The 24,429-nt window shown below is 61.8% G+C and carries 25 protein-coding genes; 19 read left to right on the forward strand and 6 right to left on the reverse strand.

All coding sequences use genetic code 11. The features are described 5' to 3' along the window. The first annotated feature begins 96 nt into the window (after positions 1–96). The 8 genes from prfB (at position 97) to LUB09_RS05570 (ending at position 7,307) form a co-directional block, all read left to right on the forward strand. Positions 97–1,192 (forward strand): peptide chain release factor 2 gene (prfB, locus tag LUB09_RS05535; RefSeq protein ID WP_139136795.1). Its coding sequence is split into 2 segments (ribosomal slippage): positions 97–168 and positions 170–1,192, totalling 1,095 coding nucleotides; the frame shifts between segments, so codons are not numbered across the junction. A 98-nt stretch (positions 1,193–1,290) separates the two neighbouring features. Further along, a complete protein-coding gene (gene lysS / locus LUB09_RS05540; protein ID WP_209989424.1) occupies positions 1,291–2,793 on the forward strand; it encodes a lysine--tRNA ligase in 1,503 nt (500 codons plus the stop codon). A 107-nt stretch (positions 2,794–2,900) separates the two neighbouring features. After that, a complete protein-coding gene (locus LUB09_RS05545; protein WP_209989427.1) occupies positions 2,901–3,617 on the forward strand; it encodes a TetR/AcrR family transcriptional regulator in 717 nt (238 codons plus the stop codon). Between the two features lie 128 nt (positions 3,618–3,745). Further along, positions 3,746–4,294: a hypothetical protein gene (locus tag LUB09_RS05550; protein WP_231421961.1), complete on the forward strand. Its 549-nt coding sequence runs from the start codon at positions 3,746–3,748 to the stop codon at positions 4,292–4,294. Positions 4,295–4,315: 21 nt separating this feature from the next. Further along, a complete protein-coding gene (locus tag LUB09_RS05555; RefSeq protein ID WP_209989431.1) occupies positions 4,316–5,593 on the forward strand; it encodes a flavohemoglobin expression-modulating QEGLA motif protein in 1,278 nt (425 codons plus the stop codon). Positions 5,594–5,644: 51 nt separating this feature from the next. Further along, positions 5,645–6,550, forward strand: coding sequence for an alpha/beta hydrolase (locus LUB09_RS05560; protein ID WP_231421963.1), 906 nt, complete (start codon positions 5,645–5,647; stop codon positions 6,548–6,550). After that, on the forward strand, positions 6,547–6,873 hold the full coding sequence (locus tag LUB09_RS05565) for a hypothetical protein (RefSeq protein WP_209989437.1): 327 nt from the start codon (positions 6,547–6,549) through the stop codon (positions 6,871–6,873). The genes LUB09_RS05560 and LUB09_RS05565 overlap by 4 nt, the downstream gene beginning before the upstream one ends. 125 nt (positions 6,874–6,998) lie before the next feature. Next, positions 6,999–7,307 carry a hypothetical protein gene (locus tag LUB09_RS05570; protein ID WP_231421965.1) on the forward strand — a complete coding sequence of 103 codons (309 nt, stop codon included), beginning with the start codon at positions 6,999–7,001 and terminating at the stop codon, positions 7,305–7,307. A 49-nt stretch (positions 7,308–7,356) separates the two neighbouring features. Here LUB09_RS05570 and LUB09_RS05575 read toward each other — a convergent pair whose 3' ends face one another. The 3 genes from LUB09_RS05575 to LUB09_RS05585 form a co-directional block, all read right to left on the reverse strand. Then, the gene (locus LUB09_RS05575) at positions 7,357–8,142 is read right to left on the reverse strand and encodes an OmpA family protein (protein WP_231421967.1); all 786 of its coding nucleotides are present in this window, start codon (positions 8,140–8,142) and stop codon (positions 7,357–7,359) included. 58 nt (positions 8,143–8,200) lie between these two features. Continuing rightward, positions 8,201–8,626 (reverse strand): DUF4398 domain-containing protein, encoded by a 426-nt coding sequence (locus LUB09_RS05580; protein WP_209989446.1) that lies wholly within the window; start codon positions 8,624–8,626, stop codon positions 8,201–8,203. A gap of 269 nt (positions 8,627–8,895) precedes the next feature. Further along, on the reverse strand, positions 8,896–9,243 hold the full coding sequence (locus LUB09_RS05585) for a pilin assembly protein (RefSeq protein WP_209989449.1): 348 nt from the start codon (positions 9,241–9,243) through the stop codon (positions 8,896–8,898). 188 nt (positions 9,244–9,431) lie between these two features. On the opposite strand from LUB09_RS05585, the gene ppc reads away from it, so the two are divergent. The 7 genes from ppc to LUB09_RS05620 all read left to right on the forward strand — a co-directional run bounded on the left by ppc (position 9,432) and on the right by LUB09_RS05620 (position 16,843). Next, the gene (ppc, locus tag LUB09_RS05590) at positions 9,432–12,059 is read left to right on the forward strand and encodes a phosphoenolpyruvate carboxylase (protein WP_231421969.1); all 2,628 of its coding nucleotides are present in this window, start codon (positions 9,432–9,434) and stop codon (positions 12,057–12,059) included. Positions 12,060–12,339: 280 nt separating this feature from the next. Further along, on the forward strand, positions 12,340–12,987 hold the full coding sequence (gene adk, locus LUB09_RS05595; RefSeq protein WP_003231293.1) for an adenylate kinase: 648 nt from the start codon (positions 12,340–12,342) through the stop codon (positions 12,985–12,987). Between the two features lie 87 nt (positions 12,988–13,074). Further along, positions 13,075–13,758, forward strand: a complete 684-nt coding sequence (tsaB, locus tag LUB09_RS05600) for a tRNA (adenosine(37)-N6)-threonylcarbamoyltransferase complex dimerization subunit type 1 TsaB (RefSeq protein ID WP_209989454.1) — start codon at positions 13,075–13,077, stop codon at positions 13,756–13,758. A gap of 365 nt (positions 13,759–14,123) precedes the next feature. Further along, entirely contained in the window at positions 14,124–14,426 is a 303-nt protein-coding gene (locus tag LUB09_RS05605; RefSeq protein ID WP_209989456.1) for a hypothetical protein, read from the forward strand. Beyond that, positions 14,426–15,286, forward strand: a complete 861-nt coding sequence (locus LUB09_RS05610) for a DUF72 domain-containing protein (RefSeq protein WP_209989459.1) — start codon at positions 14,426–14,428, stop codon at positions 15,284–15,286. The genes LUB09_RS05605 and LUB09_RS05610 overlap by 1 nt, the downstream gene beginning before the upstream one ends. Positions 15,287–15,313: 27 nt before the next feature. Beyond that, positions 15,314–16,141, forward strand: a complete 828-nt coding sequence (locus tag LUB09_RS05615) for an isocitrate lyase/PEP mutase family protein (protein ID WP_231421971.1) — start codon at positions 15,314–15,316, stop codon at positions 16,139–16,141. A 27-nt stretch (positions 16,142–16,168) separates the two neighbouring features. After that, positions 16,169–16,843: an extensin-like domain-containing protein gene (locus LUB09_RS05620; RefSeq protein WP_231422143.1), complete on the forward strand. Its 675-nt coding sequence runs from the start codon at positions 16,169–16,171 to the stop codon at positions 16,841–16,843. Here LUB09_RS05620 and LUB09_RS05625 read toward each other — a convergent pair. Then, entirely contained in the window at positions 16,840–17,460 is a 621-nt protein-coding gene (locus LUB09_RS05625; protein WP_231421972.1) for an energy transducer TonB, read from the reverse strand. The two genes, LUB09_RS05620 and LUB09_RS05625, sit on opposite strands and share 4 nt — an antisense overlap. A 96-nt stretch (positions 17,461–17,556) precedes the next feature. On the opposite strand from LUB09_RS05625, the gene LUB09_RS05630 reads away from it, so the two are divergent. After that, positions 17,557–18,339: a class I SAM-dependent methyltransferase gene (locus LUB09_RS05630; RefSeq protein ID WP_209989468.1), complete on the forward strand. Its 783-nt coding sequence runs from the start codon at positions 17,557–17,559 to the stop codon at positions 18,337–18,339. A gap of 56 nt (positions 18,340–18,395) precedes the next feature. Here LUB09_RS05630 and LUB09_RS05635 read toward each other — a convergent pair whose 3' ends face one another. Further along, on the reverse strand, positions 18,396–19,049 hold the full coding sequence (locus tag LUB09_RS05635) for a TetR/AcrR family transcriptional regulator (RefSeq protein WP_209989471.1): 654 nt from the start codon (positions 19,047–19,049) through the stop codon (positions 18,396–18,398). Between the two features lie 92 nt (positions 19,050–19,141). Between LUB09_RS05635 and LUB09_RS05640 the strand changes: the two genes are divergently transcribed. From LUB09_RS05640 to LUB09_RS05650, 3 genes are all read left to right on the forward strand, one after another. Then, entirely contained in the window at positions 19,142–20,242 is a 1,101-nt protein-coding gene (locus tag LUB09_RS05640; RefSeq protein ID WP_231421974.1) for an efflux RND transporter periplasmic adaptor subunit, read from the forward strand. A gap of 5 nt (positions 20,243–20,247) precedes the next feature. Beyond that, the gene (locus tag LUB09_RS05645; RefSeq protein WP_209989476.1) at positions 20,248–23,310 is read left to right on the forward strand and encodes an efflux RND transporter permease subunit; all 3,063 of its coding nucleotides are present in this window, start codon (positions 20,248–20,250) and stop codon (positions 23,308–23,310) included. Positions 23,311–23,427: 117 nt separating this feature from the next. Next, positions 23,428–23,655, forward strand: a complete 228-nt coding sequence (locus LUB09_RS05650) for a hypothetical protein (protein ID WP_209989480.1) — start codon at positions 23,428–23,430, stop codon at positions 23,653–23,655. Between the two features lie 83 nt (positions 23,656–23,738). Here the strand turns inward: LUB09_RS05650 and LUB09_RS05655 are convergent, their stop codons facing one another. Beyond that, the gene (locus LUB09_RS05655) at positions 23,739–24,428 is read right to left on the reverse strand and encodes a DUF4197 domain-containing protein (protein WP_209989482.1); all 690 of its coding nucleotides are present in this window, start codon (positions 24,426–24,428) and stop codon (positions 23,739–23,741) included. Position 24,429 lies beyond the last annotated feature (1 nt).

Consider the following 24,429-nt stretch of genomic DNA (forward strand, 5'->3'; position numbering starts at 1 on the left):
TTTGGCCCGGCCTTTTCGCCAAGCGGGCTGCCGTTTGCGCCTGTTTGCCGTTATACTCGCCGGCTTTCAAAAGTTCGCCAACGAGTGCTGCCCGCCATGGAAATCAACCCGATCCTGAACACCATCAAGGACCTGTCCGAGCGCTCCGAAACTATTCGGGGGTATCTTTGACTACGATCAAAAGCATGAGCGTCTGACCGAAGTCAACCGCGAGCTTGAAGATCCTGCTGTCTGGAACAAACCTGAATACGCCCAGGAACTGGGCCGCGAGCGCTCGGCGCTGGCGCAGATCGTCGACACCCTCGACGAGCTGAACACCGGCCTGGGCGATTGCCGTGACCTGCTGGACATGGCCGTCGAAGAAGACGATGAAGGCGCAGTGGGCGATGTCGTCGCCGAGCTGGCCCGTCTCGAGGAAAACCTCGCCAAGCTTGAATTCCGTCGCATGTTCAGCCATGAAATGGACCCGAACAACGCCTACCTGGACATTCAGGCCGGTTCCGGCGGCACCGAGGCCCAGGACTGGGCCAACATCCTGTTGCGCATGTACCTGCGCTGGGCCGACAAGCGCGGTTTCGACGCGACCATCATGGAGCTGTCCGCCGGGGAAGTCGCCGGTATCAAGGGCGCCACCGTGCACATCAAGGGTGAATACGCCTTTGGCTGGTTGCGTACCGAGATCGGCGTGCACCGCCTGGTGCGCAAGAGCCCGTTCGACTCCGGCAACCGCCGTCATACCTCGTTCTCGGCGGTGTTCGTCTCGCCGGAGATCGATGACAAGGTGGAAATCGAGATCAACCCGGCCGACCTGCGCATCGATACCTACCGCTCCTCCGGTGCCGGTGGTCAGCACGTAAACACTACCGACTCGGCCGTACGGATTACCCACGTACCGACCAACACCGTGGTCAGCTGCCAGAACGAGCGTTCCCAGCACGCCAACAAGGACACCGCCATGAAAATGCTGCGGGCCAGGTTGTACGAGCAGGAAATGCAGAAGCGCAACGCCGCGTCCCAGGCGCTGGAAGACACCAAGTCGGATATCGGCTGGGGTCATCAGATCCGCTCTTATGTACTCGATGCGTCGCGGATCAAGGATCTGCGTACCAATATCGAACGCAGCGACTGCGACAAGGTGCTCGACGGCGACATCGACGAATACCTGGAAGCCAGCCTGAAATCCGGCCTGTAACACCCTATGTGGGAGCGGGGGGGACGCCTGGTCCTTGCCCCGCGATCCCCAGGCCGCAGGCCTGAGGGCAACGAACCTGTGATGGAATTTTTAAAGACATGAGCGACCAACAACTCGACCCGCAAGCCCTGCAACAGGAAGAAAACTCCCTGATCGCCCTGCGCAAGGAAAAGCTTGCTGCCGAGCGCGCCAAGGGCAATGCCTTCCCCAACGACTTCCGCCGCGACAACTACTGCGATGCCTTGCAGAAGCAGTACGTGGACAAGACCAAGGAAGAGCTGGCAGAGGCTGCGATTCCGGTCAAGGTGGCAGGTCGCATCATGCTCAACCGTGGCTCGTTCATGGTGATCCAGGACATGACCGGGCGTATCCAGGTCTACGTCAACCGCAAGACCCTGCCTGAAGAAACCCTGGCCTCGGTGAAAACCTGGGACATGGGCGACATCATTGCCGCCGAAGGCACCCTGGCCCGTTCCGGCAAGGGCGACCTGTACGTCGAAATGACCAGCGTGCGCCTGCTGACCAAATCCCTGCGCCCGCTGCCGGACAAGCACCACGGCCTCACCGACACCGAGCAGCGCTATCGCCAGCGCTACGTTGACCTGATCGTCAACGAAGACGTGCGCCAGACCTTCCGCGTGCGCTCGCAGGTGATCGCCCACATCCGTAGTTTCCTTGCCAAGCGTGACTTCCTCGAAGTGGAAACGCCGATGCTGCAGACCATCCCCGGGGGCGCCGCAGCCAAGCCGTTCGAGACTCACCACAACGCGCTCGACCTGCCAATGTTCCTGCGTATTGCGCCGGAGCTGTACCTCAAGCGCCTGGTGGTGGGGGGCTTTGAAAAGGTCTTCGAGATCAACCGCAACTTCCGTAACGAAGGCGTCTCGACCCGTCACAACCCTGAATTCACCATGTTGGAGTTCTACCAGGCGTACGCCGACTACGAAGACAACATGGACCTCACCGAGGAGTTGTTCCGCGAGCTGGCGCAGCTTGTTCTCGGGACAACCGACGTGCCGTACGGCGACAAGCTGTTCCACTTTGGCGAGCCGTTCGTGCGGCTGTCGGTGTTCGACTCGATCCTCAAGTACAATCCCGAGCTGACCGCTGACGACCTCAACGATATCGACAAGGCCCGCGCCATCGCCAAGAAAGCCGGCGCCAAGGTGCTGGGTTTCGAAGGCCTGGGCAAGCTGCAGGTGATGATTTTCGAAGAGCTGGTGGAGCACAAGCTGGAGCAGCCGCACTTCATTACCCAGTACCCGTTCGAAGTGTCGCCACTGGCCCGTCGCAACGACGACAACCCGAACGTCACCGACCGTTTCGAGCTGTTCATCGGCGGCCGCGAAATCGCCAACGCCTACTCCGAGCTCAACGACGCAGAAGACCAGGCCGAGCGGTTCATGGCCCAGGTGGCCGACAAGGACGCCGGTGACGACGAAGCCATGCACTACGACGCCGACTTCGTGCGTGCCCTGGAATACGGCATGCCGCCCACTGCCGGTGAAGGTATCGGCATCGACCGTCTGGTGATGCTGTTGACCAACTCGCCGTCGATCCGCGATGTGATTCTGTTCCCGCACATGCGGCCGCAAGCCTGACCGAAGTGAAATCCTGAGCCGCCTTTTATAAGGCGGCTTTTTTATGTGGCGTTTATAAGCGTCAAGCAAACAGCGCCAGGTTTTAATCAAATCCAAGGATGTGTGTGGTGAACCGCGTAATGGCTCAAGAAGGCGCCGCCGGCATTGCTGCTGCCGTGGCTGAAAGTGTCCAGTACCAGGGCCGCAAGGCCAGTCGTCGAGGCAGCGAACAACGCCGGCAGGAGATTCTCGATGCGGCCATGCGCATCGTCGTGCGTGACGGCGTACGTGCCGTGCGCCATCGCGCCGTGGCGGCGGAGGCCGGTGTGCCGTTGTCAGCCACCACCTACTATTTCAAGGACATCGATGACTTGCTCACCGATACCTTCGCCCAATACGTCGAACGCAGCGCCGCGTTCATGGGCAAGCTGTGGGTGCGCAACGAAGGCCTGCTGCGCGAGATGGTCGCTTACGGCGACGGCAGCCCGGCATCGCGTTCGCAGTTGGCCGATGACATTGCGCGGCTGACGGCGGACTATGTGCAGCGCCAGTTGAGCAATCGGCGCGACTACCTGATGGCCGAGCAGGCGTTTCGCCAGGAAGCGCTGCTGAACCCGCGACTGGCCGAACTGGTGCGCTCCCACCAGCAGATTCTGTTGCAGGGCACCGGGCAGTTTTTCCAGGTATTGGGCTCGCGCGAGCCGCAGCAGGATGCCAAAGTGTTGACGGCGATTATCAGTCGGATGGAATATCAGGGCCTGTTGGGCGGCGCAGAGCCGCTGACCAGTGACGAGATGCTTGAGATCCTCAAGCGTTACATGCATTTGGTGTTGGCCTCGGTCTAGCCATGCCTGTGTGCGATCCGCTTTATGTGGGCGCTGGCTTGCCTGTGATGCAGACTCCCGGGTCGTTCAGGCACACCGCGGTGATGCTATCGCAGGCAAGCCAGCTCCCATCCTTCATGGAGTACGCAATGAAAGCCTGGCGTGTCGCGGTCATCGTCCTGTCGTTCCTGCTGCTCAGCGGTTGCCTGGTGACCTTCAAAAACCCGCTGCCCACACGCGAAGCGGCGCCCAACGAGTTGCTGGGCAAATGGGTCAGCAGAAACGCCTGGGGCGAGCCGCTGAACCTGCAGATTACCCGCGCCGGTGAACAGCGTTACAAAGCCGTGAGCTATCCTTCAGCCAAGCCGGGGCAGCGTGATGAATACCTGTTCAGCGTGTCGCACCATGGCGGGCGCTGGTACCTGTCGGCGCCGCTGCCGGCCAAGCTGGGCGGGCATTTCATCCTGGCGGGTTTCGAATTCGACGAAAAGCACGAATTAGTGGTCTACAACCTCGACCTTGAGCAGATTCATCAAGCGATGGAACAGAAGGCGCTGCAAGGCACTGCCGTGCAAACCGTCGAAGGCGACGGCGTGCTGATCGACAGTCCCATGGAACAGGTCTTCGCCTACCTGGATGACCCGGCCAACGCCGATGTATTCGTGCAAGCCGTACGCTACCGGCGCGCGGGCAAATAACGTTTAAAGAGGAAGCATCGGGTGGACGATTACCAGCAGACGATACGCACCTTGTCCGACCGCATTGTGCTGGCGCAAACACCGATTCGCGTGCTCGATGCCGTGAAGTGGGACGAGAACATTCGCCAGGGATTCCTCAAGGCCAAGGGCAGGGAGATGCCCGCCGTTGATCGCGACTATTACCTGAACCGGCCATTGGCGTTCGACTCCAGCGCGGTCAAGCTTGAGTTCCAGAACATCGAGCGTGACATCACCCGTCGCCTCGGCCAGTTCAGCCCGGTGGGGCAGATCATGCGCCGCATGTGCCGCGAATACCGCATGGTGGTGCGCATGCTGGAAGCGCGCGGCACCGAGGACTTCGGCCTGATCTCCCAGGAACTCTACGGCGCGGCCTCCGACGCCTTCCACGCCGGCGACCCGACCCTGGCCGACCTGGGCCTGATGCTCTCCGACTACCTGAACAATATCGACGGCCGCGGCGACCTCAAGGACGAAGCCAAGACCCTCACCGCCAAGGACGCCGTGGCGCTGCTGCAAACCCGCTTGAATAAAGTGTTTGGCGAGGCCGAAGAGACCATTCGCGTGTTCGAGTCCGATGGCATCGTCGCCGACGCCGCAGCGGGCGCCGACTACATCAAGATCCGCGCCGACGCGATGTTCAACGACCGCGACGTACGTGCCCTGGAAGTGCATGAAGGGCTGGTGCACGTGGGCACTACCCTTAACGGCCAGAACCAGCCGATCTGCACCTTCCTGTCCAAGGGGCCGCCGTCGTCCACCGTGACCCAGGAGGGTCTGGCGATTTTGATGGAGATCATCACGTTCGCCTCCTACCCCAGTCGCCTGCGCAAGCTCACCAACCGCACCCGTGCCATTCATATGGTGGAGGAGGGCGCGGACTTTCTGCAGGTGTTCGAGTTCTTCCGCGAGCAAGGTTTCGAGATTGCCGAAAGCTATGGCAACGCCAGCCGGGTGTTTCGTGGCTCGGTGCCGAACGGGCTGCCGTTCACCAAGGACCTGTCCTACCTCAAGGGCTTCATCATGGTCTACAACTACATCCAGCTTGCCGTGCGCAAAGGCAAGCTGGAGCAGGTGCCGCTGCTGTTCTGCGGCAAGACCACCCTGGAAGACATGCGCACCCTGCGCCAACTGGTCGACGAAGGCCTGGTGGTGCCACCCAAGTACCTGCCCGAGCAGTTTCGCGACATGAACGCGCTGGCGGCGTGGATGTGTTTTTCCAACTTCCTCAATCACCTGAGCCTGGACCGGATCGAAGCGGATTACTCCAATATCCTGTGACCGAACCCTGGAGCAAACGGTAATTTCAGCCAAATCAAGAGGTTTCAACGGATGAGAATCCTCGGCATCCTGTGCCTGCTGCTCACATTGAGCGGCTGTAGCTCCCTGCTGTTCTACCCCGAACCCGGTCTGCCGTTCACGCCGGAGAAAGCTCATCTGCAGTACCGTGATGTCACCCTTACCACCGCCGACGGCGTGAAACTGCATGCCTGGTGGCTGCCGGCCAAGGCGGGTGTGCCGCTCAAAGGCACGGTGCTGCACCTGCATGGCAACGGCGGCAACCTGGCCTGGCACCTGGGCGGCAGTTGGTGGTTGCCTGAGCAGGGCTATCAGGTGCTGCTGCTGGACTATCGCGGCTACGGGCTGTCGCAGGGCAAGCCCTCGTTGCCGGCGGTCTATCAGGATGTGGATGCCGCCTTCAACTGGCTCGACCGGGCCCCCGAAGCCCAGGGGCAGCCGCTGATCGTCCTCGGTCAGAGCCTTGGCGGTGCGCTCGCGGTGCACTACCTGGCAGAGCATCCACAGCGCCAGTCCCAACTCAAGGCGCTGGTGCTGGATGGCGTGCCTGCCAGTTATCGTGACGTAGGGCAATTCGCCCTGAGCACGTCCTGGTTGACCTGGCCGTTGCAGGTGCCACTGTCGTGGCTGGTGCCGGATGCCGACAGTGCGATCACGGCCATGCCCCGTCTTACCGGCGTGCCCAAACTGTTGTTTCACAGCCTGGACGACCCGATTGTGCCGGTCGCCAACGGCATCCGCCTGTATCAAGCCGCGCCGCCGCCGAGGGTGTTGCAACTGACCCGTGGCGGCCACGTGCAGACCTTTGCCGACAAGACCTGGCAAACCGTAATGCTGCGTTATCTGGATGACCCGCAGCACTTCAATGGCCTGCGCCGCCTGGGGGAAATTCCGAACTACCCCGCTCCCCAAGTCGATTCGTCAGAGACTGCGCAATGAGCGAAGAGCGCAACCTGATCCCGCTGATTCTCACCGGCATCGGCACCCTCATCGGTACGGTCGGCTGCCTGTGGTATTACGGCTACCTGCATTTCGCCAAACCCGAAGACGCGTTGCTGCTCAGCGACTTTACCCTGCTCAAAACCGTACCGGGCGAGGACTATAAGGTGTCACTGACCCCGGCTGCCCAGGTGGCGCAGTGTGTCGAGGGTGTGCTGGTGATGTTTGATACCGAACACAAAGGTTTGAGTGGCGTGCTGGTTAACGACAAAAAGCAGGCTGTTCGCTGCATGGGCCAGGAAACACCCACAGTGCGCGAGTAGCGTGCCCCTCACCTAAATCGCCCGATTCCAGAAATATCTGGAACGGTATTGCGTAAGACGCCACTGAGTGACATGTCAGTGTTGCTGGCAGACAACTTACGTATATCGATTCCGGGAGTGTAAACATGATTGGTGGAATGGGCGGAATTGGCGCAATCGCCAAGATGATGGAAATGGCCCAGGGCGCAGAAAAGCTGGGCCAGGGCGGCCAGCAAGGTGCCCAAGGCGCGCAGGACGGCCAGGCAAAACAGGATCCGATGAAAATGCTCATGGAGATTCTGTCCAAGGCCATGGGTGGCGCGCAGGGCGGTGGCGCTGGGGGCGGTGAAGGCGGCCAGATGGACCAGGAGGCGCTTGATAAAATGATGGCCGGTCGCCAAGGCATGGAGGCGATGATGCCGGAGAGTGACAACGGTCGTAAGGTCGAAGTCTGATCGAAAAAAACCCACCGAAAGGTGGGTTTTTTTTTGCAGCGTCAATCGATCAGTTAGCCATGGAAGAGCGTGGCTTGACCGGCTGGTTGTCGTTGGAGATGGTCACTTCAACGCGACGGTTCATGGCGCGGCCCGAGGCGCTGCCGTTATCGGCAACCGGGTATTCCTTGCCATAACCCTGGGTCACGATGCGCGAGATGTCCACGCCTTGCTGGGCCAGTGCACGCTGTACGGAAGCCGCGCGGCGCTCGGACAGGCTCTGGTTGTACGAATCGGAACCGGTGCTGTCGGTGTAGCCTTCGACGATTACTTTGCGGTCCGGATTATCGCGCAGGAACTGCGCCAGCTTGGTGATGTTGACCAGGCCAGTGGATTTCAGATCGGACTTGTTGGTGGCGAACAGCACGTCACCGAAGGTCACCAGGGTGCCACGGTCGGTTTGCTTGGCGTTCAGGCTGTTCTGCAGCTGCTTGATCTGCGCATCACGCGCGTCCAGCAGAGCACGGGCACGGTCGTCGCCAGCGTTTTTCAGCTTGGCTTCGGACTCACGCAGGGAAATGGTGTCTTTGGCCACTTCAACGCGCTGGTTGGTCAGGTACGCCAGTTGGTCGACTTTCTTCTCGTCTTCCTTGTCGCGGTAGGCCTTGTCAGCCTTGTCCAGCCATTCGCTGGCGTCTTTGGTTTCAAGCGCGGCCAGCTTGGTCGCTTGCGGGTTGGTTTGCAGGGCCGTGAAGTTGGTCCGTGCGTTTTCCAGGTTCGCGTTCGGCGGGGTGGAGCAAGCCGCCAGAGCAACGCTCATCGCCAGCAGGGCAGGGATCATCATGTGTTTACGCATAATCGTGTCGTCCTTTCAATTCGATATCAGGTGCGATGCAGTCATCAGTAGCAATGGCTTACTTCTGCTGGATAACGGCCGGGCGCATGCCTTCGCGGCGCAGATCGTCAACCGCCTTCTGGGAATCTTTCACAGCCTGGTCGGCTTTGGCGGCCTGAGCCTTACGCTCGGCAACGCGGGCATCCCACTCGGCTTGCTCAGCCAACTGACGCGCCTTGTCATAGTTCTTGTCGTGCATGGCGATTTCAGCTTCTTTGAGCTTGTCCTGGGCCGCTTTCATTTCAACGGCCGCGAACTCGGTGCCGCCAGCGCTGACAGCGCTGTTCACCGCGGACTGGGTCACCGCGTACTGCTCGGTCGGAGGGTTGCCGGCGCAGCCCGCCAGAACGAAGCTGGTGCCGATTGCCAGCGCGGCCAACTTCAGCCCGCGCAGATGGTTAAACGAGGATTTGGCAGTGCTGGTCTTCATCGTCTTCAACTCCATTGGATAACTCCTGAAAAATATCAAAATCCGGTTCACTGGTTCAGCGGTAGGGGCCGACGGTGAAAAATCGACGTGCCCTTTAAAACGACCGTTCCAAGTGATGGCTTACTGGTTGTGACCGGAGGCTTTTTTCAAAAGTTCAGCGGAGATGGCGATTTGCCTAAAAAAATATCTGACTGAATGGTCAGCGTTTGAAATTTGGAACTTTGACGACGCGCAGTGGTACGCCGAGCCTGCTTGAGGCCCGGAATACAGGGGGTTATTCGAGTTCAGGAGTGCTTCGATTGATCGTCGTCGGCGGATAAGTCATGCAGAAAGCGACGCGACAATTCGAGAAAGCGTGGCGTGGGGCCGACGTCTTCGTATAACGGATCGCCTTCCTCGTCAGTCGCCACCACGTGTTGGCCCTTGACGTAGGGAAAGCTCGCTTCCAGCTCTTCAAGGGCTGCGCCAATCAGTTCGCCGAGCAATTCTTCGGTTTGGCGCTTGGGGTACATTTCAGCGATGGCCGAGAGCCTTGCCGCAGCCTCCACGTCCAGGTGAATAGCGTACTCGGTCTTGGTCAATCGACCCGTGGCGGTTTCTTCCCAATGCTGGGCCAGATCTCGAATTTTCATGGCAACCTCAATAAAACCTGTGTCTGCAGGCGGTGATGGGCGTCCAGCCGGCGGCGTGAATAAACCCGTCGACTCATGGCTTGAGACTCGCGGCGAGCGCCAAGGTTTAAAGTGTCTTGTCAGAAACCGGCGCGAGCGGCACTCTGGAAAACCTGCGCGTCCCGCAAATTCTGGCTGGAGAGTGGCTGATGAGTGATATCGATGCACGCTTGCGTGAGGATGTTCACCTGCTGGGTGAATTGTTGGGCAATACCATTCGAGAGCAGTACGGCGATGCCTTTCTCGACAAGATCGAGCAGATTCGCAAAGGCGCCAAGGCTGACCGGCGTGGCGCAGGCGATGAGCTGAGCAGCCGGCTGAATCAGCTGCAGGAAGACGAGCTGCTGCCCGTGGCCCGTGCCTTCAACCAGTTCCTTAACCTGGCCAATATCGCCGAGCAGTACCAGTTGATTCACCGACGCGACGAGTCGCAACCCGCGCCGTTCGAGTCCCGCGTGTTGCCTGAGCTGTTGGCGCGCCTGCAGGCCGAAGGCCACAGCGATGAATCCCTGGCCCGCCAGCTCGGGCGCCTGGAGATTGAGCTGGTGCTCACCGCTCACCCCACCGAAGTGGCCCGGCGTACCCTGATCCAGAAATACGATGCGATTGCCGCGCAACTGGCGCTGCAGGATCACCGCGACCTCACCACTGCCGAGCGCGAGCAGATCCGCGAGCGCCTGCAACGCCTGATTGCCGAGGCCTGGCACACCGAAGAAATCCGCCGCACCCGGCCCACGCCGGTGGATGAAGCCAAATGGGGCTTTGCGGTGATCGAGCATTCGCTGTGGCACGCCATTCCCAATTACCTGCGCAAGGCCGATCAGGCCCTGCATGCCGCCACCGGCCTGCACCTGCCCCTGGAGGCGGCGCCGATTCGTTTTGCCTCGTGGATGGGCGGCGACCGCGATGGCAACCCCAACGTGACCGCACCGGTCACCCGCGAGGTCCTGCTGCTGGCGCGCTGGATGGCTGCTGATCTGTACCTGCGCGATGTCGATCAATTGGCGGCCGAGCTGTCGATGCAAAAGGCCAGCGCCGCATTGCAGGCCAGGGTCGGCGACAACGTGGAGCCTTATCGCGCCGTGCTCAAGCAACTGCGCGAGCGCCTGCGCGCCACACGCCAGTGGGCACATTCCGCGCTGAGCAGCAGCACCCCGGCGCCGGCGGAGGTGTTGCAGGACAACCGTGACCTGCTGGAGCCGCTGCAGCTGTGCTACCAGTCGCTGCATGAGTGCGGCATGGGCGTGATCGCTGACGGTCCGTTGCTCGATTGCCTGCGCCGCGCGGTGACGTTCGGCCTGTTCCTGGTGCGGCTGGATGTACGCCAGGATTCCACGCGCCACTGCGCGGCCATGAGCGAGATCACCGATTACCTTGGCCTGGGTCGCTATGAAGAGTGGGACGAAGACGCGCGCATCCGCTTTCTGATGCAGGAACTGGCCAACCGTCGGCCGCTGCTGCCGGCTTATTTCAAGCCTTCGGCCGATACCGACGAGGTGCTCAACACCTGTAAGGAAATTGCCGCCGCACCTGAGGCGTCGCTGGGCTCGTATGTCATCTCCATGGCGGGCGCGGCGTCGGATGTGCTGGCCGTGCAATTGCTGCTTAAAGAGTCGGGCGTGCAACGGCCGATGCGCGTGGTGCCGCTGTTCGAAACCCTGGCCGACCTGGATAACGCAGGGCCTGTGATCGAGCAACTGCTGCTCTTGCCGGGCTATCGCGCGCGCCTGCATGGCCCGCAGGAAGTGATGATCGGCTATTCGGATTCGGCCAAGGACGCCGGCACCACCGCCGCCGCGTGGGCGCAATACCGGGCGCAGGAGCGTCTGGTGGATATCTGCCGCGAGCAACAGGTGGAACTGCTGTTGTTCCACGGCCGCGGCGGCACCGTGGGACGTGGCGGTGGCCCGGCTCACGCGGCGATCCTGTCGCAGCCACCCGGCTCGGTGGCGGGGCGTTTCCGTACCACCGAACAGGGCGAGATGATCCGTTTCAAGTTCGGCCTGCCGGATATCGCCGAGCAGAACCTCAACCTCTATCTGGCCGCCGTGCTGGAGGCGACGCTGTTGCCGCCGCCGCCGCCCGAACCGGCCTGGCGCCATCTGATGGATGAATTGGCGGCCGACGGCGTCAGCGCCTACCGCGCGGTGGTGCGGGAAAATCCGCAGTTCGTCGAGTACTTCCGCCAGTCCACCCCGGAGCAGGAACTCGGCCGCTTGCCCCTCGGCAGCCGCCCGGCCAAGCGCCGTGCCGGCGGCATCGAGAGCCTGCGTGCGATTCCGTGGATTTTCGGCTGGACCCAGACGCGCCTGATGCTGCCCGCCTGGCTGGGCTGGGAAGCGGCGTTGAGCAAGGCGTTGGCGCGCGGTGAGGGCGATCTGCTGGGGCAGATGCGCGAGCAATGGCCGTTCTTCCGCACCCGCATCGATATGCTGGAGATGGTGCTGGCCAAGGCCGACGCCGATATCGCCCGTTTGTACGACGAGCGCCTGGTGCAACCGGACCTGTTATCCCTGGGCGAGCATTTACGCGACCTATTGTCGCAGGCGTGCGAGGTGGTACTGGGCCTGACGGGGCAGTCGCAACTGCTGGCCCATAGCCCGGACACCCTTGAGTTCATCCGCCTGCGCAATACCTACCTGGACCCCTTACACCTGTTGCAGGCCGAGCTGCTGGCCCGTTCCCGCGCGCAGGAAGCGGCACAGGACAGCCCTCTGGAACAGGCGCTGCTGGTGTCCGTGGCCGGTATTGCCGCCGGTTTGCGCAACACCGGCTAAGGTTTTTTGCGTGTTCTCAACAGCTTGCAGTTGAACAAGCACGACCGCCCAAAACAGGGCGGTCGTTGTTCAGGCGCTTGGGTCGCACTCAGGCACACCCAGCCGGCGGCGCACGCACAGCGTGATTGACTGCGACTTTCGGCGGCTTGTGTGGTTAAGGCCCGCTGTGTATCTTGATCAGCCTTTGGCCGTTTGGTCGGCCTCGAACCCTATTTTTACGAGATTGGCCCCACGTGGCGAATCCGAGCGTCATCTCTATAAAAAATTGAGGAGCACATCGATGCGCGTCATTCTGCTGGGAGCTCCCGGGGCCGGTAAAGGTACTCAGGCAAAGTTCATCACTGAAAAATTCGGCATTCCACAAATCTCCACCGGCGACATGCTGCGCGCGGCCGTCAAGGCCGGCACCGAACTGGGCCTGATCGCCAAGAGCGTGATGGACAGCGGCGGGCTGGTCTCCGATGACCTGATCATCAACCTGGTCAAGGAACGCATCAGCCAGGACGATTGCAAGAATGGTTTCCTGTTCGACGGTTTTCCTCGCACCATTCCCCAGGCTGAAGCCCTGGTGAAGGCCGGCGTCGAGCTGGATGCCGTGGTTGAAATCGCGGTTGAAGATGAAGAAATCGTCCAGCGTATCGCCGGTCGTCGCGTTCACGAAGGCTCGGGCCGCGTTTACCACATCGTCTACAACCCACCAAAAGTGGCAGGCAAGGACGATATCACCGGTGAAGACCTGGTGCAGCGCAAGGACGACACTGAAGAAACCGTGCGCCATCGCCTGTCGGTCTACCATTCCCAGACCAAGCCGCTGGTGGACTTCTATCAGAAACTGTCCGCTGCACACGGCAAACCGAAATACAGCCATATTCCTGGCGTCGGTTCCGTGGAAGCGATTACCGCCAAGGTGCTGCAGGCACTGAGCTGATCGCTCCTCGATTGTCTACAACGGCCCGCTTGCGGGCCGTTGTTGTTTATACTGGCGCACTTTTTTCCGACCTGGATACCCACACCGATGAGCACCCTGCTGGCCCTGGACACCGCGACCGAAGCTTGCTCCGTTGCCTTGCTGCACGATGGCAAGGTAACCAGCCACTACGAGGTGATCCCGCGTCTGCACGCGCAAAAGCTGCTGCCGATGATCAAGCAACTGCTTGAAGACGCCGGCATCGCCTTGTCTGCCGTCGATGCCATCGCCTTCGGCCGCGGCCCTGGCGCGTTTACCGGCGTACGTATCGCCATCGGCGTGGTGCAGGGCCTCGCATTTGCGCTGGAGCGCCCGGTGTTGCCGGTGTCCAACCTCGCCGTGCTGGCCCAGCGGGCGCTGCGAGAGCACGGTGCGACGCAGGTAGCGGCAGCGATTGATGCGCGCATGGACGAAGTGTATTGGGGCTGCTACCGCGAGACGGCGGGTGAAATGCGCCTGGTGGGTGTTGAGGCCGTGCAGTCGCCCGAGTCCTCGCGGTTGCCTGATGATGCCAGCGGTGACTGGTTCGGTGCAGGCACCGGTTGGGGGTACGGCGAGCGCATCAATGTGCCGCTTGTGGGCCAGGACGCCACGCTGTTGCCCCATGCCGAAGACCTGTTGACCCTGGCGCGCTTCGCGTTCGAGCGTGGCGAGGCGATCCCGGCCGATCAGGCCGCCCCGGTTTATTTGCGCGATAAAGTCGCCCAGACCAAGGCCGAACGGGGTCTCTGATCAAACGATCAGGCCCCTGTGGCGAGCGGGCTTGCCCCGCGTTGGGGTGCGAAGCGCCCCCAATCGAGCAAAACGCGGTGTACCTGATACGGCTCAGCGCCTGGCTTTGGGGCTGCTGTGCAGCCCAACGCAGGACAAGCCTGCTCGCCACAGGGAATCTGCGCTTAACTGAACGGCATTAGGGCAAGCCTGCTCCCCACAGGGCACGGTTGAAGAGGGCGTGGACTCCAAATTCTACGCCAATCGTCAGAATCTACCCCTGCTTTGAAACATTTTTCAAAATATGTGTTCTAGTTATCACCAGAGCATTTGCGCGCCACGGAAAGCGCCAGTAAAGTGCCATCATTGATAGCGAGCTCGCATCCATGCGTATAGACGGCTTTTCTTCACAGTCCTACCCCATCAAGCGCAAGCCGCGTAAGGCGAACGTTCGGGTGGACGATGCCGTCGAGGATTCGCCTGACTTCATCGAAGTCCACGCTGAAGCACCCGCCCATGCCCAAAGTGGCGCAGGTGCGCGTATCAGCGGCCTGCCGGCCCGTCAGCAAGACATGGTCTTCCCCCGCTCCATGAGCAAAAGCGTCGCCACTGCCCTGGCCAGCTACCTGACCACCGCCGGTTTTGTCGAATGGGATATGGAAGTGCTGGGTCTCGACGTCCATATCTGATGCGTCTGCCTTACTACATCGGTTGCCCGTCCTGGAGTGAAAACGCCTGGCGCGAGTACCTGTATCCGGTCGATGCGCGCTCCAGCGATTACCTGGCGCTGTATTCACAGGTCTTCAACGCCGTTGAAGGCAACACCACCTTTTATGCTCGACCCTCGGCCGCCACGGTGCAGCGCTGGGCCGAGATCATGCCGGATGATTTTCGCTTCACCGCCAAGTTCCCCGGTGACATCAGCCACAGCGCCGACCTGCGCGAACAGCTGCCGGCGGCGGAAAGTTTCGTCGGTCTGATGAGCCCGCTCGGCGAGCGTGTGTCGCCGCTGTGGCTGCAATTACCCGCAACGTTTTCGCCGCAACGCCTGGGCGAGCTGGCCGGATTTATCGACGGATTGGAACGCCCGCTGGCGGTCGAGGTGCGTCATCAGGAGTTTTTCGCCAAGGGCGACGCCGAGCGCAGCCTCAACCGCCTGTTGCGCGACCGTGGCGTGGAGCGCATCTGCCTCGATCCGCGCGCGCTGTTCAGTTGCACCGCCACAACGCCTGCGGTGCTGCATGCCCAATCGAAAAAGCCCAAGGTGCCGACGCGCCCGGCAGCGCTGACGCAATGGCCACAGGTGCGCTTTATCGGCCATCCGGAGCTGGAGGCCAACGACCCGTTCCTGACGCCCTGGGTGGAAAAAGTCGCCGTCTGGATTGAAGAAGGCCGCACGCCGTACGTGTTCCTGCACACCTCCGACAACCGTCTCGCGGCGCAGCTGGCGTTGCGGTTTCACGCCAGACTGATGGCGCGTCTGCCGGGCCTGCCGGCGTTGCCGACCTTGCATCGCGAGCCCGCAGCGGAGCAACTGGGGTTACTCTAGGGCTCCCTTTCCCGCCAGGAGTCAGTCATGGATGCCCAAACCCTTCGCGCCGAAACCTTCCAGGCCCTGCACACCCGTGATCGCGCATTCGTGATGCCCAACCCGTGGGACGCGGGTTCCGCCATCATGCTTGCCCATCTCGGCTTTGAAGCCCTGGCCACCACCAGCGCCGGTTATGCCTTCAGCCTGGGTCGCCCGGATGCCGAAGGGGCGTTGTCGTTGGAGGACACGCTGGTCAACGCCGGGATGATCGCCAAGGCCACGGCGTTGCCGGTGGCAGCCGATCTGGAAAACGGCTTCAGCGACACCCCTGAAGGCTGCGCCCGGACCATCCTGCGGGCCGCGGCTGTGGGTATTGTCGGCGGCTCCATCGAAGATGCCACAGGTATTGCCGCCGACCCGATCTACGCCTTTGACCTGTCGGTCGAGCGTGTGGAGGCCGCTGTGGCTGCGGCACGCAGCCTGCCGTTCCCGTTCATGCTGACGGCCCGCGCGGAGAACCTCCTGCACGGTCGCCTGGATTTGCCTGACACCCTGCGCCGGCTGCAGGCCTACGCCGAGGCCGGTGCCGACGTGCTCTACGCACCAGGCCTGCGCAGTGCCGAAGAGGTGCTGGCGGTGGTCAAGGCCGTCGCCCCCAAGCCGGTGAATGTGTTGATGTCCGGTGGCCTCAAACTCAGCGTGGCGCAGTTGAGCGACATGGGCGTCAAGCGCATCAGCGTAGGGTCGGCCATGGCGCTGGCGGCGTATGGCGAGTTTTATCGGGCGGCGCAGGAGGTGTGTGGGTTGGGCACTTTTTCCTTTACCGAACGCTCGATGTCCTACAGCCAGGCCAGCCAATTCTTCAAGGAGTAAGCGGTGCGCGGCCTAAGCGTCACCGCCATGCTGTTGTTGCTCGCGGGCGCCGTCGCACTGGGTGCCTGGCGCGGCTGGCTGCCCTTGCCGAATCAATGGAATCCCTGGGCGCCGCTGGATGTGCGCGACACGCCCAACCTGTTGACGCGCTTCAAGCTGGGGCGTCTACAGGATGACCCCGCCCTGTGCGACCAGGTGCTGCAGACCTCGGGCTTGCGCGTCAGCCATCAGGCGGATTCGCCGGCCGATGTTGCGTGCCCGTTGCGCAATGTATTGCGCGTGCAGGGCGCGCAGGTGACCTTGAGCAGCAGCTTTCTCGCCAGTTGCCCGCTGGCGGTGGCGTTTGCCCTGTTCGAACGCCACAGCCTGCAACCGGCCGCCCAGGCCGTGTTTGGCCAGGCGGTGACGCGTGTCGATCACCTGGGCAGCTTCGCCTGCCGTAATGTCTATAACCGCGCCGACGGGCGACTCAGCCAGCATGCGTCGGCCAATGCAGTGGATATCGCAGGCTTTCGCCTGGCGGACGGGCGCCGCATCAGTGTGCTCAAGGATTGGCCGGGGGAGGGCGACAGTGCGCGATTCCTGCGCCAGGTGCGCGACAGCGCCTGTGATGATTTCAACGTGGTGTTGAGTCCGGACTACAACGCGGCACACCGCAATCATTTCCACCTGGACATGGGACGTGGGTGGGTGTGTCGTTAGGCGGCCAGGCGCAAGTTGTGCGCCACCAGCGGGCGTGCCCAGTAGGCGTCGAAGTCCAGGGCCTTTTGCTGCGCCACCAGCGCTTCGGCTGGGTACGGCTCGGCAGGCGCAGGCAGCAGGTCCAGTTCGAATTCGGCAATCGGCAGGTGCAGCGCGCGCGGTTGCGGCGCAGGGCCTGGCGCGGGTGGCTGCTGGCCGGCGGTCAGCACCAGAGGGCGCACCCAGCCGCTTTCGAAGTTCTGCTGACGCTGTTGAGCGACGAGTTCTTCTTCGGGGAACGGCGTCGCGGCCGGTGGCAGCAGGTCGGTCTCGAATTCGGCAATCGGTAAGAACAGCGGTTCAGGCGGGGCGATCGGGGTGTCGGTGACGTTGCATTCGCGCTGGGTGAGAATCTGCGACAGCACGTCGGCGCCGGCGCTGGGCTCAACCGCCGGGTCCGCCGCGGCTGGAGCCTGAGCCGCCTGCGCATCCGCCGTCCCGCCCAACTGTTCGGCCAGCGCGCGGGCGAAGAAGTCCTGCCACACATGACTCACCCCGGCCAGCGCTTGAGTATTGTGCAGTCCGTAATGGTTGTGGGTCGGCAGTACACCGATGGTTAGGGGGAGAATGTCTGACATTTTTCTCGGTCGACGCTCAGCTCTGGCAAAATACCTGACTGTTGGTTTTATCGGCCGTTATTGGCCGATCCTTAATATTTTTGAGCGTAGCGATTGATGAGCGAACAACCAGCGGCCAGCCGCATTCGTGTCGAAGCCTTGGCCGACGGATTTCAGGCGCGCGCCGAGCAGTGGGCGGCGCTGCTCGGCTTGCCGGTGCAGCTCGAAGCGGCGGATTTTTCCCTGCAAGTGGGTGAGCACGGCCTGCAACTGCAACAGCTGGGGCCTGACGCGCCGGGGCCGGTGCGTGTTGACTTTGTTGAAGGCGGCGCTGCCCATCGGCGGCTATACGGCGGCGGCAGCGGGCAGATGATCGCCAAGGCGGTGGGGATTGCTCAAGGCGTACGGCCACGGGTACTCGATGCCACCGCAGGCCTGGGCAAGGACGCTTTCGTGCTGGCAAGCCTGGGTTGCGAGATGCGCCTGATCGAGCGCCAGCCGCTGATCGGCGCCTTGCTCGAAGACGGCCTCGCACGCGGCGCGGATGATTTTGAAGTCGCGCCGATTGTCGCGCGCATGCAGTTGCTCAAGGGCAACGCCATCGACCTGATGCTTAACTGGCAGGGCGAACCGCCCCAGGTTATCTACCTCGACCCGATGTTCCCGCACCGTGAGAAAACGGCACTGGTGAAGAAGGAAATGCGCCTGTTCCGGCCTCTGGTGGGCGATGACCCGGACGCCCCGGCCTTGCTCGCGGCCGCCCTGGCCCTGGCCAGCCACCGCGTGGTGGTCAAACGCCCGCGCAAGGCACCCTGCATTGACGGGCCCAAGCCCAGTCATGCGCTGGATGGCAAGTCCAGCCGGTATGACATATATCCTAAAAAAGCGATTAGGCCTTAAGAGCAGCTGCAAGCTGCAAGCTGCGAGCTGCAAGCACGGTTGCTTTTAGCTTGCAGCTAACCACTTACAGCTGCCCCTCTCCCATAAGCCCGCATGAACAACCCCACCACATCCTGCACATGGGCTTCGGCGGCGTGCTCGCTCAGCTGCCCGCCGCAGCCATACAGCAGGCGAAAGTTCGCCGTGCCCTTGAGCAGGCAGAAGAAGTGTTCGGCCGCCGTAAACGGTTTGTCGATGCTCAATGCGCCGCTCTGGTCGATCTTGCCCAGCAGCCGCTCCATGCCTTGCAACATGCGCATCGGGCCCGCCTCGAAGAAGATCTGCGAGAGTTTCACGTCCTGATTGCCCGTGGTCATCATCAGGCGATGCAGGTTCACTGACTCTTCACTGTTGATCAACCGATGAAAGCCCCGCGCGATGTTCAGCAGCACCGTCTCCACGGGGATGCCGGCGGGCAGCTCGAAGTACATCACCGGCAGTTGTTCCTCGCAGGTGGCGACCACGGCGGCGGTGAACAAGGTTTCCTTGTCGGTGAAGTGGCTGTACACGGTGAGTTTCGACACGCCGGCCTCAAGGGCCACGGCGTCCATGCTGGTGCTGGCGTAGCCATTGCTCAAAAACAGCACCTTCGCTGCTTCGAGGATTGCCTGGCGTTTTGCCATGTCCTTGGGACGCCCAGGGCTATTGGTGTTGGCACGATTGTAGGACATTTTACCTTTAATACTGGACTGGTGAGTTTGGTATTAATAACATACCGGCCAGTATAATTATTCCGCGCTCCATTTGCGAAAGGTCCTTCAGCATGCGCAGCACTTTCCTGCCCCTTGCGTTGCCTGTCAGTCTGGTCTTCCTGCTGGCCGCCTGCGGCCACGAAGAAGCGGTCCAAACCAGCGTCCGCCCTGCCATGGTGGTGCAACCGCAGCCTTCGGCGCAGGCGATGGACAGCTACACCGGTGAGGTGCGTGCCCGCTATGAACCGGACCTGGCCTTTCGCATCGGCGGCAAAGTCAGCCAGCGCCGGGTGGAGGAGGGTGAACGGGTCAGGGCCAACCAGCCACTGGCCGAGCTTGATCCGCAGGATGTGCGCCTGCAGCTGGACGCCGCGCGCGCCCAGGTGGCCGCCGCCGAGGCCAACCTGAACCTGGTGCGCGCCGAGCGGGATCGCTACAAAACGCTGATGGACCGGCAGATGGTCAGTCGCTCGCAGTACGACAACGCCGAAAACCTCTACCGGGCGGGTGAAGCACGGCTCAGACAGATCAAGGCTGAGTTCACCGTGGCCGGCAACCAGGCCGGTTACGCCGTGCTGCGCGCGCCGCAGGATGGCGTGGTGGCCCGGCGCGCGGTGGAAGTCGGCCAGGTGGTGTCCGCCGGGCAGACCGTGTTCACCCTGGCCACCGATGGCGAACGGGAAGTGGCGATCAGCCTGCCGGAGCAGGGCTTTGCCCGTTTCAAAATCGGTCAGCCAGTGTCGGTGGAGCTGTGGAATCAGCCGGACCAGCGCTTTACCGGGCATATTCGCGAGCTGTCGCCGGCGGCCGATCCCAAATCACGCACCTTTGCCGCACGCGTTGCGTTCACGGGCGGCAAAGTCCCCGCCGTGCTGGGCCAGAGCGCGCGCGTATTCATACAGGCCGATGGCATTATTGCGCTGTCGGTGCCGCTGTCTGCCCTCAGTGCGGAGAATGGGGCGTCCTACGTGTGGCGTGTGCGCCCGGACAGCACCCTGGAGCGCACCCCGGTGCGTATCGGTGCCTTCGGTGAACACAGCGTACCGGTGCTGGAAGGTTTGCAACCCACGGATTGGGTGATTGCCGCCGGCGTGCATGTGCTCCACGAAGGCCAGCAGGTGCGCCCGGTGGATCGTGCCAACCGCGTGGTGAATCTGGCGGCCAAGGAGTAGTCCCCATGGGTTTCAATCTTTCCGCATGGGCGTTGCGTAATCGCCAGATCGTGTTGTTCCTGATGATCCTGCTGGCAGTAGTCGGTACGCTGTCCTACACCAAGCTGGGGCAAAGCGAGGATCCGCCGTTTACGTTCAAGGCCATGGTGATCAAGACCAACTGGCCAGGCGCCACGGCCGAGGAAGTCTCGCGTCAGGTCACCGAGCGCATTGAGAAAAAACTCATGGAGACCGGCGATTACGAGCGCATCGTGTCGTTCTCCCGGCCTGGAGAATCCCAGGTCACCTTCATTGCCCGCGACGCCATGCACTCGGCGCAGATCCCCGAGTTGTGGTACCAGGTGCGCAAGAAGATCAGCGACATTCGCCAGACCTTGCCGCCGGATATCCAGGGGCCGTTTTTCAATGACGAGTTCGGCACCACCTTCGGCAATATCTACGCGCTGACCGGTGACGGCTTCGACTACGCCGTGCTCAAGGACTACGCCGACCGTATCCAGATCCAACTGCAGCGCGTAGCGGATGTGGGCAAGGTCGAGTTGCTCGGCCTGCAGGACGAGAAAATCTGGATCGAACTGTCCAACCTCAAGCTCGCCACCCTCGGCCTGCCCCTGGCGGCGGTGCAGCAGGCGTTGCAGGAACAGAACGCCGTCTCCACCGCCGGCTTTTTCGAAACCCCGACCGAGCGCGTGCAACTGCGCGTGTCGGGCAACTTCAAAAGCGTAGAGCAGATTCGCGACTTCCCGATTCGCGTTGGCGAGCGAACCCTGCGTATCAGCGATGTGGCCGAGATTCAGCGTGGCTTCACTGATCCGCCTTCACCGCGCATGCGCTTCATGGGCGCCGATGCCATCGGCCTGGCCGTGGCGATGCGCGACGGTGGCGACATTTTGGTGCTGGGCAAGGCCCTTGAAGGCGAGTTCGCACGGCTGCAAAAGAACCTTCCGGCCGGCATGGAGCTGCGCAAGGTGTCGGATCAGCCGGCAGCAGTGAAAACCAGTGTCGGCGAATTCGTCCAGGTGCTCGCCGAAGCATTGGCCATTGTGCTGCTGGTGAGTTTCTTCTCCCTGGGAATTCGCACCGGCATGGTGGTGGCCCTGGCGATTCCGCTGGTGCTGGCCATGACTTTCGCCAGCATGTATTACCTCGGCATCGGCCTGCACAAGATCTCCCTCGGCGCCCTGGTGCTGGCGCTGGGCCTGCTGGTGGACGACGCCATCATCGCCGTGGAAATGATGGCGATCAAAATGGAGCAGGGCTACGACCGCTTCAAGGCCGCCAGTTTCGCCTGGACCAGCACCGCCTTCCCGATGCTCACCGGCACGCTGATCACGGCAGCAGGCTTCCTGCCGATTGCCACCGCACAATCGAGTACCGGCGAATACACCCGCTCGATCTTCCAGGTAGTGACCATTGCGCTACTCGCTTCATGGGTGGCAGCGGTGGTGTTTGTGCCGTTCCTGGGGGAAAAACTTCTGCCGGATCTGGCGAAGATTCATGCGGCCAAGCATGGCGCCAGTGGGCCCGATCCCTACGGCACCCCGTTCTATCAACGTGTCAGACGTGTGGTGGAATGGTGCGTACGCCGACGTAAAACCGTGATCGTGCTGACCCTGTTGCTGTTTATCGGCTCGGTGGTGTTGTTTCGCTTTGTGCCGCAGCAGTTCTTTCCGGCCTCCGGTCGCCTGGAGTTGATGGTCGACCTGAAGCTGGCCGAAGGCGCGTCCCTGAGCAACACTGCCGACCAGGTCAAGCGCCTTGAAGGTTTGCTCAAGGAGCATGTGGGGGTCGATAACTATGTGGCCTACGTGGGCACCGGTTCGCCGCGGTTCTACCTGCCGCTTGACCAGCAACTGCCAGCCACCAGCTTTGCGCAGGTGGTGGTGCTCGCCAGCACCATTGAGGCGCGCGAAGACCTGCGCACCTGGCTGATCGAAACCCTCAACGAACAATTTCCCGACCTGCGTTCCCGCGTCACGCGCCTGGAGAACGGCCCGCCCGTGGGCTACCCGGTGCAGTTCCGGGTGACCGGCGAGCACATCGACGAAGTGCGCGCCCTTGCGCGGAAAGTGGCGGCCAGGGTTCGCGAAAACGCCCACGTGGTCAATGTGCACCTGGACTGGGAAGAACCGAGCAAGATCGTCTACCTCAATATCGATCAGGACCGTGCGCGCGCCCTCGGCGTGAGCACCGCGAACCTGTCGCGATTCCTCCAGCGCTCGTTGACCGGCGCCAGCGTCAGCCAATACCGCGAGGACAACGAGTTGATCGAAATCCTGCTGCGCGGCACCGTCCAGGAACGTACGCAGTTGTCGCTGCTGCCCAGCCTGGCGGTGCCCACCGACAACGGCAAGAGTGTGGCGCTGTCGCAGATCGCCACCCTCGAATATGGCTTCGAGGAGGGCATCATCTGGCACCGTAATCGCCTGCCGACGGTGACGGTGCGCGCCGATATCTACGGCAAGGAACAGCCAGCGACCCTGGTCCAGCAGATCCTGCCGACCCTTGCGGAGGTGCGCGCCGAGTTGCCGGATGGCTACCTGCTCGAGGTGGGTGGCACCGTCGAAGATGCCGCCCGTGGACAGAACTCGGTGAAGGCCGGCGTGCCCTTGTTTATCGTGGTGGTGCTGACGTTGCTGATGCTGCAACTGCGCAGCTTCTCACGCACCGCCATGGTGTTTCTCACCGCACCGTTGGGCCTGATCGGCGTGACGCTGTTCCTGCTGGTATTCCGCCAACCTTTCGGCTTTGTGGCGATGCTCGGCACCATCGCCCTGTCGGGCATGATCATGCGCAACTCGGTGATTCTGGTGGATCAGATCGAACAGGACATCAAGGCCGGCCTTGCGCCCTGGCAGGCGATCATCGAAGCCACGGTGCGGCGCTTTCGTCCGATTGTGCTGACGGCGCTGGCGGCAGTGCTGGCGATGATTCCCCTGTCGCGCAGTGTGTTCTTCGGGCCGATGGCGGTCGCGATCATGGGCGGGCTGATTGTGGCGACGGCGTTGACGCTGTTGTTCCTGCCGGCGCTGTATGCGGCGTGGTTTCGAGTAAGGAAGGACGCGTAGCCTCCGGAACCATTTCTCTCTGGATACCACACAAGGATTACCCGACCGGTAGGTGCCGTCGCACACACAATGCGACGCTTTGGGTTCCGATGTGAATTCAGCTAGAAAGGAATATTTATGATCTTGCCAATACTGATGATGCTGCCGATGCAGATGATGAATTCGATGTTAGGGGGGAATGGACAAGGCCAGGACCAGGACAAAGATAAAAGCAAAGACAGGGAGGGTAACAAGCTGGACATCAATATTACGATCAACAATGAAAACAACAATGCCAACGAAAACTCGGGCATGTCGTTTTCTCAAAGTGGTAATTTCTCGTCCCAAGGCCGCATAAGTTACTGAGTGTGCTGACAAGCAAGCCCGGCACTCGGTTGAGCAAAAAAAAGCCCTGACACTGTCAGGGCTTTTTCATGCGTCAGTCAGGCTCAGAGCGCACCAAAGACTTTCCTGGCCAGGCTCGTCGCCGCTGCTGCCGGATTCTTGCGAATGGTTTCTTCCTGCTGCGCAATCATCTTGAACAAACCGTCCAGCGCCTGCTCCGTCACGTAGCTTTCGACATTCGCGCTCTTGGCATCCACCGCGCCAAAAGCCGCCGCCTTGCCGGCCAGGGCGTTGTACTGCTGGGCCACGCCGACCTTGTCGGTCGCTGCTTTGACTATTGGCAGGAACCTGGCGCGAATCTGCTCGCGGCTGCTCTTGTTCAGGTACTGCGTGGCCGAGTCCTGACCGCCGCTGAGAATGCCCTTGGCGTCGGTCACGCTCATGTTTTTCACGGCGTTGACCAGGATCGGCTGAGCCTGGGTCACGGCGGTTTCGGCGGCCTTGTTCATGCTGGTTTCCAACTGGGTGACCTGTTCACCCATGCCGAACAGCTTGAGTTTGTCGGCGACTTTACCGAGCTTGCCCGGCAGGCCGATTTTTACCTCAGGGTTGTTGCTGAAACCGCCGGGGGTACCCAGTTGCTTCACGGCAATCTGCGCGCCCTGGGTCAGCGCATCCTTGAGGCCGCCACTGGCGTCGCCCTGGGACAGGCTGCCAAGGTCCAGGGCCATGGCGTTGGCACCGAGCAGCAGGCCGGCACACAGGGCAGTCAGGCGGAGCGTGTTACGGAGCATG

It is taken from the genome of Pseudomonas sp. Leaf59 (assembly GCF_920984685.1).
In the GTDB taxonomy this organism is placed as follows: Bacteria; Pseudomonadota; Gammaproteobacteria; order Pseudomonadales; family Pseudomonadaceae; genus Aquipseudomonas.

Bases quoted from the DNA above. Each gene is read 5' to 3' on its own strand.
- lysS (WP_209989424.1), top strand. From the start codon at position 1,291: ATGAGCGACCAACAACTCGACCCGCAAGCCCTGCAACAGGAAGAAAAC.
- LUB09_RS05580 (WP_209989446.1), bottom strand. From the start codon at position 8,626: ATGGAGTTGAAGACGATGAAGACCAGCACTGCCAAATCCTCGTTTAAC.
- LUB09_RS05655 (WP_209989482.1), bottom strand. From the start codon at position 24,428: ATGCTCCGTAACACGCTCCGCCTGACTGCCCTGTGTGCCGGCCTGCTG.
- LUB09_RS05575 (WP_231421967.1), bottom strand. From the start codon at position 8,142: ATGCGTAAACACATGATGATCCCTGCCCTGCTGGCGATGAGCGTTGCT.
- LUB09_RS05610 (WP_209989459.1), top strand. From the start codon at position 14,426: ATGCGTCTGCCTTACTACATCGGTTGCCCGTCCTGGAGTGAAAACGCC.
- LUB09_RS05550 (WP_231421961.1), top strand. From the start codon at position 3,746: ATGAAAGCCTGGCGTGTCGCGGTCATCGTCCTGTCGTTCCTGCTGCTC.
- LUB09_RS05625 (WP_231421972.1), bottom strand. From the start codon at position 17,460: ATGTCAGACATTCTCCCCCTAACCATCGGTGTACTGCCGACCCACAAC.
- LUB09_RS05605 (WP_209989456.1), top strand. From the start codon at position 14,124: ATGCGTATAGACGGCTTTTCTTCACAGTCCTACCCCATCAAGCGCAAG.
- LUB09_RS05635 (WP_209989471.1), bottom strand. From the start codon at position 19,049: ATGTCCTACAATCGTGCCAACACCAATAGCCCTGGGCGTCCCAAGGAC.
- tsaB (WP_209989454.1), top strand. From the start codon at position 13,075: ATGAGCACCCTGCTGGCCCTGGACACCGCGACCGAAGCTTGCTCCGTT.
- LUB09_RS05615 (WP_231421971.1), top strand. From the start codon at position 15,314: ATGGATGCCCAAACCCTTCGCGCCGAAACCTTCCAGGCCCTGCACACC.
- LUB09_RS05620 (WP_231422143.1), top strand. From the start codon at position 16,169: ATGCTGTTGTTGCTCGCGGGCGCCGTCGCACTGGGTGCCTGGCGCGGC.
- LUB09_RS05565 (WP_209989437.1), top strand. From the start codon at position 6,547: ATGAGCGAAGAGCGCAACCTGATCCCGCTGATTCTCACCGGCATCGGC.
- LUB09_RS05640 (WP_231421974.1), top strand. From the start codon at position 19,142: ATGCGCAGCACTTTCCTGCCCCTTGCGTTGCCTGTCAGTCTGGTCTTC.
- LUB09_RS05560 (WP_231421963.1), top strand. From the start codon at position 5,645: ATGAGAATCCTCGGCATCCTGTGCCTGCTGCTCACATTGAGCGGCTGT.
- LUB09_RS05630 (WP_209989468.1), top strand. From the start codon at position 17,557: ATGAGCGAACAACCAGCGGCCAGCCGCATTCGTGTCGAAGCCTTGGCC.
- adk (WP_003231293.1), top strand. From the start codon at position 12,340: ATGCGCGTCATTCTGCTGGGAGCTCCCGGGGCCGGTAAAGGTACTCAG.
- LUB09_RS05570 (WP_231421965.1), top strand. From the start codon at position 6,999: ATGATTGGTGGAATGGGCGGAATTGGCGCAATCGCCAAGATGATGGAA.
- LUB09_RS05650 (WP_209989480.1), top strand. From the start codon at position 23,428: ATGATCTTGCCAATACTGATGATGCTGCCGATGCAGATGATGAATTCG.
- LUB09_RS05585 (WP_209989449.1), bottom strand. From the start codon at position 9,243: ATGAAAATTCGAGATCTGGCCCAGCATTGGGAAGAAACCGCCACGGGT.
- LUB09_RS05645 (WP_209989476.1), top strand. From the start codon at position 20,248: ATGGGTTTCAATCTTTCCGCATGGGCGTTGCGTAATCGCCAGATCGTG.
- ppc (WP_231421969.1), top strand. From the start codon at position 9,432: ATGAGTGATATCGATGCACGCTTGCGTGAGGATGTTCACCTGCTGGGT.